We start from the raw sequence: 11,872 nt of genomic DNA, 5'->3' as shown, positions 1-11,872 counted from the left end.
TGGTGCATTTATTGTTGTCGGTGATGCCGATGTTAAGGCAACTGTTGGCGGTGTAACATCAGCAGTACGAGTCAGTTGAGTTGCAGCGGTATTATTATTACTCGCAGTATCATTCGCTTTAGCCCCAAATACATCAACTGTGACATTACCATCAGCATTCGGTGTGACATCAAAAGTATAGGTTTTGGCATCAAGTCGGACAAAGTTACTGACATTCGCATTGGCGACGGTGATATCAGTATTATCAAACCCGGTGACATTTTCATTAAAGGTAGCAGTAACGCTAAATAAACCATTTACTGTTGTTGCTGATGCGGAGGTTAAGGCAACTGTGGGTGCAATACCATCAATAACTATGGCTTTGCTACCGCCCAGAGAGTTCGCTGAGGCTAAGGTAGGAAGAGTTAAAAATGCGTCAAACGCTGTACCAACGGTTTCTTTAATTGTGCCGCCATTGAGGGTGAGAGCGTTAGTGAGGAGGTATTCTAAGTCGGCAGAGGTGTCTCCTGGTTGCACTAAATAGTTGAAGGTGAGGGCTGTAGTACCGCTACCAGAGGCGTAGTTGGCAAATTGGTCGGTTGTGCCTGTTTCGAGTTGCAGTCGGGGCGTGCCGGTGACGTTGACAGCAGCATCGAAGATGACGGTGATATTGATAGTAGAATCTACACCGTAGCTGCCGTCAGGGGTGGTGGCGGTGACAGCAGTAACTTTGGGGGTGGTGTTGAGCAGGATGGAGACGCTGTTGTCGTTGCGGTTCGCCACAGCTAAGTCAGGTTTCCCGTCGCCGTTGATGTCATCGATGCTGACGGAGAACGGGATATTGCCAGTAGGGAAGGGGACTGGGGTGGCGAAGGTGGGGGTGGTGGCTCCTGTGGCGGTGGTGTTGAGCAGGATGGAAGCGCTGTTGCTATTCGTGTTCGCCACAGCTAAGTCAGGTTTCCCGTCGCCGTTGATATCGCCGATGCTGACGGAAGGGGGGAAAGTGCCAGTTGCTAAGGCGGCTTGGGGAGCAAAACTGGCAGTGGTGGCTCCGGTAGTGGTGGTGTTGAGCAGGATGGAGACATCGTTGCTGTTCGCGTTCGCCACAGCTAAGTCAGGTTTCCCGTCGCCGTTGATGTCGCCCATGCTGACGGAGGCGGGGCGACTGCCAGTCGCGAAGGCGGCTTGGGGAGCAAAACTGGCAGTCGTGGCTCCGGTGGTGGTGGTGTTGAGCAGGATGGAAGCGCTGTTGCTATTCGCGTTCGCCACAGCTAAGTCAGGTTTCCCGTCGCCGTTGAAGTCGCCGATGCTGACGGAGTATGGCTCAGAGCCAGTACCGAAGTTGGCTAGGGGGGCGAAACTGGCAGTGGTGGCTCCAGTGGCAGTGGTGTTGAGCAGAACCGAGGCTGCGTTGCTGAATGTGCTCGCTAAAGCCAAGTCTAGTTTCCCGTCGCCGTTAAAATCATCAAGGCTGCCGGAGAGGGGATTAGCGCCAGTAGTGAAGACGGCTTGGGTGGCGAAACTGGCAGCCGTGGCTCCGGTGGCGGCGGTGTTGAGCAGGATGGAGACATCGTTGCTGTTGCGGTTCACCACAGCTAAGTCTGGTTTCCCGTCGCCGTTGATGTCACCGATGCTGACGGAGACGGGGCTAGTGCCAGTAGCGAAGTTGGCTAGGGGGGCGAAAGTGGGGGTGGTGGCTCCTGCAGGGGTAGTGTTGAGCAAGATGGAGACGTTGGCGCTGCCGATGTTCGCCACAGCTAAGTCTGGTTTCGCGTCGCCGTTGATGTCGCCGATGCTGACGGAGACGGAGTAACTGCCAGTAGGGAAGTCAACTTTGGTGGCGAAGCCTAGTACGCCCTTGTAAGTTTTGAGGGTGTTGGCGTTAAATGGGATTGGTGTTTCAATCAAGCCTGTTTGTACTTCCAGTTCCCAGTCTCCACCCAGTGCGGCATTACCGGTCCCGTTGGCGGAGGCGGCGATGTCGGCACCCGTTAATTCACTCAGGCGTTCGAGGAATTGGTTTGGTTTTGTGGGCTTAACACCAGTCCCGCCGGGGGTTAAAACCCTCGTCTGATAGCGAAAGTCATCGACAGATGACCCAATAAGTGAATTGTCAAGATTGTCTTGAGTCGCTTTTAACCGACTTAAGCTATCAGACAGGGGTTTTAACCCCTCGCTGATGTGGCGGATGTAGTCGATGTCAGTTGTCACCGATACATCGGCGGCGACATTACACCCGTAGAGGAGAATATCGGCACCGGGAATTAATGCTTTGCGCCACTGTTGGAGTTGAGGGCTGAAGCTTTCTATGTTGCTGCTGTTGAGTGTGTTTGCACCGAGTTGTACTGCACCTGGACAGCCGTGAGAGATGATGTGGATTGCTTCTATATTTTGTTCAATTGCTAACCTTTCGGTGATTTGCTCAATCCCATCCCGCGTTTCATCTAGGATAATTACTTCCGCATTTGGGGAAATGTCACTAATTAAACTCTGGTAATCTTCAACATTTGAGTCAATAAAAACTAGAGTTGAAACCAACTTTTGCTGTATCATTTGCATCTATTTAATTTTAGCTTTTCAGATTTTTCATTCAAATAGCATTTATAGAATCACTAGCAATCAGATGTTAGTGATTCCATCATTCCTGGCGATTGCTTCGCTTCGTTCGCAATGATATTGCTAGTCTTGATGCACTTACTACTATGTTATTACGAATAACACAGCAATTTTATGTCGCGATTCAAGAAGCAATTGCAATCACCTTTATACCTTACCAAGGACTTCCAATCATTGTAAAGCCCGACCAATAATAAGGATGGTAAAGGTTTTGATTACCTAGTTTAGCTAATTCTGGTGGCAATTCTAACTGCTTATTTAAGTTAGACAAAATTAAACGGCCATTTTCAATGCGAACTTGACCTTTGAGCATGGCGATTTGAGCCTGCCGTAAGGCTTCGGCTTTAATAGGCGCGACTTTTAACTCATGGTAAAATTCAGCCATTAACCCTAAAGTACCTTCATCGCTGACGTACCAAAGACTCGCCAAAACTGACTTCACCCCCGCTTGCACAGCTAGCCCCGCAAAGCCTAATTCAGCGTCATCATCACCCACAGCAGTTTTACAAGCGCTTAACACCAATAGCTCAACTTTAGGCGGCTGATTCCACCCTAGTTCGCGCACGCGATCGAGTGTTAACCTTCTATCTGATAACTGAATGTAAGAATTGCTCGGTGCTCCTGGCTTAAATTCTCCGTGAGTGGCGAGGTGAATAATCCGATAGGGTCTGTCATTGCGCTGCGATTGAAGATTATTGAGAGTAAAGGTTTGATTGAGGAAAGATTCGCCTTTCCATTCTGAGGCAATAGCGTTAAGTTCTGCAGGCACTGCTGGCAAGGGTTGGTTATTGGTAAATTGCGAGGCTCCCATTGCTAAAACTTCAGCATTTTTAACACTTTCATAATTAGTATCGGTTAAGTTGACGCTGGGAAGGAGTCCGATGCTGTACTTTTCTACTAGGAATTGAGAACCGTCATGGAGGGCGGCTAAGGGGAACGATCGCAACCCCGCATCCATACTAAAAACTAGCGTATCGATGCCCTGAGCTTTCAAATCAGCTTCTAAGGGTGCGATTATCCACTGGTAAAGTTGTTGGGATGCTGGCAAATAGCTCTGAGTATTGAGTTTTATGGGATTAAGAAGTTCAGACCTGAAGCTGGCGACTACTTGCATCAAAGTTTCGCGCCGGGCGGCGGGGATGCTTTTATAAATTGGGAGGCCTGTCGGGGGGACGATGATCAGGTCTAATTGTTCAGGGCGGGCTAAGGCGTAAATAATGGCTGGTTTTTTACCAGTTTGGTTGGCGATCGTTCTAGTTCTTTGCTGTATGGCCGTAAAAGATTGCAAATCCCGCCTGATTTCCTGGTTGACGTATGACCCCACTTGTTCGCTATAGAAAATATCGATAAAGAAACTAGCTTGAGGGATATCGCGTTTATCGATCAGTCGTGTGATATCGCTAAGGCTAACTCTACTTAGAGGCGATGCGGTTTGAACAACTTCGCTTACCCAATCGGATCTGTAGTTAAAAAGAGATTCAATTCTATTAATGCTATTCAGGTTGCCAGATTGGGCGATCGCATTGGTAATTGAGATATCCGGTAATGTCGTTTGTTCTGATATTGGAGATGGCGCGGGTTGCGGTGTTGGAGATGGTATTGGTGGTGGTGTTGGAGATGGTGTTGGAGATGGTGTTGGTGGTGGTGTCGGTTGTGGGGTTGGAGATGGTGTTGGTTGTGGTGTTGGTGGTGGTGTCGGTTGTGGTGTCGGTTGTGGGGTTGGCTGTGGTGTTGGTGGTGGTGTCGGTTGTGGGGTTGGAGATGGTGTTGGTTGTGGTGTTGGTTGTGGTGTTGGTTGTGGTGTTGGTTCCGGTATTGGTTCCGGTATTGGTTCCGGTGTTGGTTCCGGTATTGGTTCCGGTGTCGGTGTCGGTGTCGGTGTCGGTGGCGGTGTCGGTTCCGGCGTTGGTGTCGGTTCCGGTGTTGGAGATGGCGCGGAAGTAACGATCGCAATATTGCCCTGAGTGTAAGTGCTAGGCGGCACCGGCACCGCGAACTGTGGCGAAATTGTCTCGGAACCTGATGTAATGGCTCCCGCTGTCCCATTCGTTGTCGCATCGCCGACAATAAAAGGTGTAGTCGTGCTCCCCGCGTGGCGAATAGTAATCGCGCCGCCACCCGTGCCATTATTAGCGCTGGAAATGCTCGCATTTACACCGTTACTATCTGTAAAAGTGCCGCTGACTGTGAGAAGATTGCCAGCCGTGAGGTCAATACTGCCGCCAGTAGACTGAAGAGTGCCTGTAACGGCGATGTCGCTGGCAGCTTTGAGAGTAATATTACCCCCAGAAGTGGCGATCGCATCCAGCGCAATGTCCCCTGCTGATTCCAAAATCACAGGCCCGCCTGCTGTCGAAATCGCTCCCACTCCGATGCTATTGCCCGAAGCAACACCCGGTGAAGCAAAAAATGTCTCCCCTTCGGTCACATTCGGCGGCAGATTGGCAGCATTCGCCAGAGTCGAAACGCCCGATCGCAGAATTAAAGCTGCACTACCTGAAAGCACCGCCGCATCTGGATCGGCGGAACCTGACAAAGTAGTATCTGGCCCAGTGATGGTAATATCTCCGGCTGCGATCGCGCCTTTTGCTTCTACCTTAAGTGAGGTTCCAGTATAATCCCCAAATCTCACATCTCCCTCGGAGCTAATAATCGGGTCGTACAAACTCACAAAACTGCCGCGCTCGCCAGACAATGTGAGAATAGAAAAATTACCACGCGCAGCGAAGTGAGCATCACCCGAAACATTGCCATTGCTCAATAATGTGATATCCCCGGAGGATTGGAATGCAGGGCTAGGGTAATTTAGCGCGAAGATATCAATATTTTGATTACCTTGTATAGTAAGATTGCCGCCTGCGATCGCCCTGAAAGGATCACTTCCATCCCGCACCCGCACCGTATCTCCTGCCAACAGATACAAATTGTTCTCAGTAAGTAGCTGGCTTTCTACCAAAGTGACATTACGTGCTGCCGAGAGTGTAGCATTCTGACTATTAACAGTAGAATTAGCGATCGCCACATCTCCGCTTTCCACCCTCAAACCCGCCGTCAAAACCACTTCTCCTGCACCGTTAACCGAGATACCAGTAGCAGAGTTCCCACCTGCGCCCGCAAGCAATTGCGGAAGAGACAAAGGCAGGGATAATTGCCCACTCTGTGCCAACAATCCCCCCTCAACAACCCCAATTTCTAAACTTAATAAATGCCCTTCTTGACTAAGCCGAATAGTATTCTCACCGGGGACAGCAGCGACAATAATGTTACCTTGGGGAGCATTGAGGGAACCAGTGCTGACAACTGAGCCGCCAATTAACGTTATACTTTGTCCCGGCAAAACAGCTAAATTACCTGCATTAATAATACTTCCCGGTTGGCTGAGATTAAAGTAAAAAGTATTCGGAGTTCCTATCAGCGTACTGTAATCGTTCGCTCCAGCGACATTGAACAAACCGGAATCAAAACCGATGTTAGTAGCAGTAGTAGCTGTAAAAGCAGCAGGAAGATTCAAGCTAGCATTAGGACCAAAGATAATGCCCGAAGGATTTATTAAAAATAGGTTGGAATTGCCGCCACTTACTTGAATTAAACCATTAATAATAGAAGGATTGCCGCCTACTACCCGACCCATAATGTTGCGAATAGCGGGATTAGAGATAAAATTAGCAATCTGCCCTTCGCTAAGCCCAAACTGTTGAAAACTGTGGAAAAGATTCGCTCCATCTCTCGAAGTTTGACCGCCTGTAATATTCAAGCGATCGCCGCTAGGCGTGACAGTAGTGCCAGTGTCATTGGGTGCAGGAACAATGGGTTGCGCTTGTACCACCGCTGTACTGACAATAGTGGCTGCGATCGCTAGCATTGTTGCACATTGTATAGAAAAGAAGGCAAGTTTCATTAGCTTTGGGCTGGCCGAGCACGTATCGGACAATTATAACTTTAAGGTATTGGCTGCTTAGTGCGGTCAACTGCGGCGTAGACTTAGCGCTTAAGAACGTCGTCACCATCAGGGCGGTTGCTATACCTGAAACCCACATTCTGCATCCTCAACTGTCACGATCGGTTTTTACTTATTTTTAGTCAGCAATAAAGCTATAATTTATAGTTTTATACCGTACATTGACTGATAAAAAACGTTTTAAAGCTATAATTTATTATTTTAAAAATAGAGTTTTCTGCATAATTATGCTGTATCACACTCCAGGCTGCGTAATGTGGGCTGAAAATCAAAGCAAAAGTGCGATCGACTGCTGAGGCATCCTACCCACTAGGCGATCGAAATCGGGGCTACCATAAAGTATTTGCAGGCTATTAGCGAAAAAACTCAACATTTGTTAACAAACCTTATTTTTGCTTTTGTAACGCGCTATGCTCTAGACAAAGCTGGTGCCTTTTGACTTAGCGTTAATTTTTAGCAAAAAAATCAATATGCTCTCGATTCCAGGCGTTACCGTTGTGACACTTCTCTATGAAAGCGCCAACTCTTTAGTTTACCGGGCGATTCGGGAAGCAGATAACCAGCCGATTATCCTCAAACTTCTCAAAGAAAGCTACCCCACACCTCAAGAATTGCTGCGCTACCGCACCGAATACCGCATCACCCAAGAGTTAAAAGAGGCGGGAGTCGTACGAGTCTACAGGGGGAACGCATCTTATTGAACACTGTTCATCAGTGGTGAGTAAATTTTGAGATAAATTCACCATTTTTAGAAGCTACAGACACGCTTTCTAATGACTTTTTAGATAAAATAGGAACTGATTAATGGTGGTTTTGACTTAATGCTATTATTGAGACAATAAAAATATTACAACCACTGTTTACAAGTTGTATAATAGTTACTAATGAGTTATTCGTGAGAATTTAGTTAACTGCAACAGCCAAAATCTTAGTCAAATATTCATCATCCCACCCGGCTCGAAGTCGCTTATTTCTTGCTCCGGTTTTTGAGGTTTTTTCTTGATTCAAAAGATTAAGCGAGATGTGTCTAATCATAGCAAAGTTTTGCGGAGCATTATCTTTTCTAATCCGACAATCATCTTCACGAAAACCCACATCTAATACCCAATGTAAAGAATTTTCAATTCCCCAATGGCTGCGGACTGATTCACCAAGTTTTTGAGCATCATTTGATAAACTACTAATATAATAACGAGTTTCAATAGTTGTTTTTCCCTTCACTATTCTCACGGATTCTATCAGGCCTATACTGTGAAGTTTCTCCCATTGATTGTCGGGGTCAATCAGCTCTTTGATGTCACTTAACATTAAGTGATGTCGGATTTCTGAGCGACCGTGATTACTTTCTTTATTTGTCGAATAAGCTGTATGTGTAAATCCCGAAAATTCTTGTCTAATTGCTTGTTTAAACAACTCTTCTACTCTGGCATACAGAGATGGTTGGTTCTTTTTTAAGGTAATTACATAATCTCCTTCTTGTTCGACAATTGACTTCACAATTGACCTCTGACAGCCCATAGCATCAATGGTGACAATGCTTCCATTTAATTCTAATACTTTGAGTAAAGCCGGAATAGCTGCGATCTCATTAGATTTTTTATCTACCTTAACTTGTCCTAAAACTAATCTTTGACTGGTCGCCCAAGCACTGACCATATGAATTGCTTTTTTATCTCCTCCCCGATCGTAAGAATGGCGAAGAGTTTTGCCATCAATTGCGATTACTTCTCCGGGATTGAAGCAACTAATAGATTGAATCCAACTCAAAAAACATTTCTGAAATTGCTCCGGTTTGAGGCGAGAAAATACTCGTGCAATTGTGTCATGTGAAGGTATGCCATTTGGCTATTCTAAAATTTTCTTCAACCATTCGTATTTAGCTCTCCCGTAACTTTCGATATCCACCCATGTATCAGCACCGCAAATCACGGCACAAAGTGAGAGGGTGATAATGTCAATTAATTGATGATGTTTCGTCCGCTCAATTCTGGGATCTTCTAAGTCGGAAAAATGGTCGGCAATGGTGATTTTAGGTTTGAGTTTCATGCAGGGTAAACTCTAATTAAATGTTTTTTGGATACTCAATAATTGTCATCCAATATACCATATTCTGTAAACATAAAATTTAGATGCGTTCGCCCTGTACGAGTCTATGACTTGCAAAAATATCAAAACAGCCTCGTGATGTTTGTGGAGGACTTTGGCGGCGAATCCTTGACAATTTGGATGCAGCAGCGAAAGTTTACTCTGGAGGAATTTTTGCAAATTGCGATCGCCACCACTGAAACTTTAGGGCAAATACACAGAGCCAATATTATCCATAAAGATATTAACCCCTCGAATATTGTTTACAACCCGGAAACGGAACAATTAAAAATTATCGACTTTGGCATTTCCACTCAGCTAAGCCGAGAAACACCGATAGTGAAAAACCCCGGCGTTCTTGAAGGAACTCTCGCTTATATCTCGCCTGAACAAACTGGCAGGATGAATCGCACTCTCGATTACCGCACTGACTTTTACTCCCTCGGCGTCACCTTCTATAAATTACTCACAGGAAAACTGCCTTTTGAGACAGAGGACGCTTTAGAATTGGTTCACTGCCATATTGCCAGACAGCCAGTACCCACCCACGAAATTGAGCCGGTAATTCCCCTAATTGTGTCTCAACTTGTCAGCAAGCTAATGGCAAAAAATGCCGAAAATCGCTATCAAACGGCATTAGGGTTAAAGCATGATTTAGAAACTTGTCTGGTTCAATTACAAGAAACCAATAACATTGAGACGTTTGCGTTAGGAACGCAGGATATTACAGACCGTTTCCTAATTCCCGAAAAGTTATACGGCAGGGAAACTGAAGTTTTTAATCTATTAGCTGCCTTTGAACGAGTCAGTACAGGTAGCGCCGAAATGATGCTAGTCGCTGGCTTGTCTGGAATTGGTAAAACCGCAGTAGTGAACGAAGTCCACAAGCCGATCGCCAGACAGCGGGGCTATTTTATCAAAGGCAAATACGATCAATTTCAGCGCAATATCCCCTTCAGTGCATTTGTGCAAGCATTTCGGGAATTAATGGGGCAATTATTATCAGAAACTGACGCTCAGTTACAAACATGGAAAACTCTGATTCTCACAGCAGTAGGCGAGAGCGGTCAAGTGCTGATTGAGGTAATTCCTGAGTTAGAACGCATCATTGGCGATCAACCGACTGCACTAGAACTGTCAGGGAATGCGGCACAAAATCGCTTCAATCTGCTGATGCAGAAATTTGTGCAAGTATTTACCCAAGCAGAACATCCCTTAGTGATATTTTTGGACGATTTGCAGTGGGCGGATTCAGCATCTTTGAAGTTATTACAACTGTTGATGGAGGATAGGGGGCATCTGTTAGTATTGGGTGCTTATCGAGATAATGAAGTGTCTGCTGCTCATCCGTTTATGTTGGCGATTGATGAGATTGTGAAGTCTGGGGCAGTGGTGAATACTATTATGCTGCAACCGTTGAGCCAAGGAGATCTGAATCAGTTGGTGGCAGATACGCTGATTTGTAATTTATCCTTGGCCGGGGCTTTAACAGAATTGGTTTATGAAAAAACTCAAGGAAATCCCTTTTTCTCGACTCAATTCCTTAAGGCTTTGTATGAAGACGGTCAAATTATTTTTGACGTAAATTTACGGCATTGGCAGTGCGATATTGCTCAAGCTAGACTTACCCATGCCTCGGATGTGGTGGAGTTTATGGCGGTGCAATTGCAGAAGTTGCCCACAGAAACTCAGGATGTTCTCAAACTTGCCGCCTGCATTGGGGCGCAGTTTGATTTAGAGACATTGGCAATAGTCCACGAAGAATTACCCCAACCAACCGCATCAGCGCTGTGGGAAGCCTTGCAAGAAGGGCTTATTTTACTGATTGCAGAAGGCTATGATTTAATTCAAAGAGATGCTCAGTTCCCTCATGGGCCTGTGGCTAATCCAATTTATACGTTCCTGCACGATCGCGTCCAGCAAGCAGCTTATTCCCTAATACCCGAAAACCAAAAACAAGCCACTCATCTCAAAATTGGACAGTTATTCCTACACAAATATTCGGACATAGAAAGAGAGGAAAAACTATTTGATATTGTCGGGCATTTGAATTTAGGGCAAGAATTAATCAGCCAGCCGAGCGAGCGGGAAGCCTTAGCACAACTTAACTTAGAAGCCGGACGCAAGGCAAGAAATTCTACCGCCTACGCTGCGGCCAATATCTATCTGCAAACAGGAATCGATCTCTTGAGGGCTAACTGCTGGCAAAGTCAGTATGAGTTGACCCTGAATCTCTATATTGCTGCTGCCGAAGCCGCCTATTTGAATGCTGACCTTGAAGGCATGGAACAAATGGCAGAACTGGTGTTGCAAGAAGCTAAGACGATTTTAGACAAAATTAAAATTTACGAAATTTTAATCGCCGCCCAGACAGCCCAAGGCAAGATGTTGGAGGCGATCGCAGTCGGCAGAAATGCACTCGGGCAATTGGGGGTTGCACTCCCCACCGCACCTGACGAAGCCTTGATTGGCAAAGCGCTACAAGCCCTTGCGGACCAACTAAGCGGCAGAAAGATTGAGGAACTCGTTGACCTACCTGTGATGACAAATCCACAGACTCAGGCAGCTATGCAACTGTCTGGTATGTTATTTCCACCCATTTTCCAGGGAATGCCCGGTTTGCTGCCCCTACTGAGCTCTACGATGGTGAGTTTATCGCTCCAATTTGGGAATGCACCCGCATCGACGGTGGGGTATGCGATTCACGGCCTGGTCTGGTGTGGCATTTCGGGAGATGTAGAAACGGGCTATGGCTTTGGTAAATTGGCACTCTCATTGCTCGATCGGTTCAATGTGCCCGAATTCAAGTCCATGATTCTACTTATGTTTGGAACCTGTATTCAGGCTCGCCAAGAATCTATCTTGGCAACGATACCGACGAGCAAAGATGGCTATACGGCTGGCATGGAAACTGGCGACTTTCTATACGCTGGCTACAACATAGCTGGTTACTTTTCTGCCCATTTCTTCGCTGGGGTAGAACTAGATACTTGGGAAACCGAAATAGTAAGTTACAGCGCTGCCTTGGCTCAGGTGAAGCAATATTCTGCCCAGGGTTTGTTGGATATGACGCAGCAGACGGTGAAGAACTTGAGGGAAGCTCGTATTCTGGCGGATTGCTTAATCGGAAGAGCCTACGATGAAACGGTGATGATTCCTAAGGAATGAAAATTTAATAACATCAGCGATGTATAATAAATAAATGAGTGAATATGAATAGGTTTATGTTTCGGT

4 protein-coding genes and 1 pseudogene are annotated in these 11,872 nt (G+C 46.3%); 2 read left to right on the top strand and 3 right to left on the bottom strand.

Annotated features, from left to right (window positions below):
• Nucleotides 1–2,538, bottom strand: a 2,538-nt coding sequence (locus tag QUA20_RS30430) for an FG-GAP-like repeat-containing protein (RefSeq protein ID WP_333193999.1), incomplete at its 3' end; no start/stop codon positions are given.
• 211 nt (nucleotides 2,539–2,749) lie between these two features.
• The gene (locus QUA20_RS30425) at nucleotides 2,750–6,457 is read right to left on the bottom strand and encodes a CHAT domain-containing protein (RefSeq protein WP_333193997.1); all 3,708 of its coding nucleotides are present in this window, start codon (nucleotides 6,455–6,457) and stop codon (nucleotides 2,750–2,752) included.
• Between the two features lie 566 nt (nucleotides 6,458–7,023).
• On the opposite strand from QUA20_RS30425, the gene QUA20_RS30420 reads away from it, so the two are divergent.
• Nucleotides 7,024–7,254: a hypothetical protein gene (locus QUA20_RS30420; protein ID WP_333193995.1), complete on the top strand. Its 231-nt coding sequence runs from the start codon at nucleotides 7,024–7,026 to the stop codon at nucleotides 7,252–7,254.
• Nucleotides 7,255–7,456: 202 nt separating this feature from the next.
• Here the strand turns inward: QUA20_RS30420 and QUA20_RS30415 are convergent.
• A pseudogene (locus tag QUA20_RS30415) lies at nucleotides 7,457–8,599 on the bottom strand (ISAs1 family transposase).
• A gap of 138 nt (nucleotides 8,600–8,737) precedes the next feature.
• Here QUA20_RS30415 and QUA20_RS30410 point away from each other — a divergent pair.
• Nucleotides 8,738–11,806: an ATP-binding protein gene (locus QUA20_RS30410; protein ID WP_445304733.1), complete on the top strand. Its 3,069-nt coding sequence runs from the start codon at nucleotides 8,738–8,740 to the stop codon at nucleotides 11,804–11,806.
• Nucleotides 11,807–11,872 lie beyond the last annotated feature (66 nt).

This window comes from Microcoleus sp. Pol7_A1 (assembly GCF_036701085.1).
GTDB lineage: Bacteria > Cyanobacteriota > Cyanobacteriia > Cyanobacteriales > Microcoleaceae > Microcoleus > Microcoleus asticus.
Note: the sequence above shows the minus strand (reverse complement) of the source record. Positions and strands in the feature narration are given on the sequence as shown.

Excerpts from the sequence above, each read along its gene's own strand:
- QUA20_RS30425 (WP_333193997.1), bottom strand. The coding sequence starts at position 6,457 with ATGCTAGCGATCGCAGCCACTATTGTCAGTACAGCGGTGGTACAAGCG.
- QUA20_RS30420 (WP_333193995.1), top strand. The coding sequence starts at position 7,024 with ATGCTCTCGATTCCAGGCGTTACCGTTGTGACACTTCTCTATGAAAGC.
- QUA20_RS30410 (WP_445304733.1), top strand. The coding sequence starts at position 8,738 with ATGTTTGTGGAGGACTTTGGCGGCGAATCCTTGACAATTTGGATGCAG.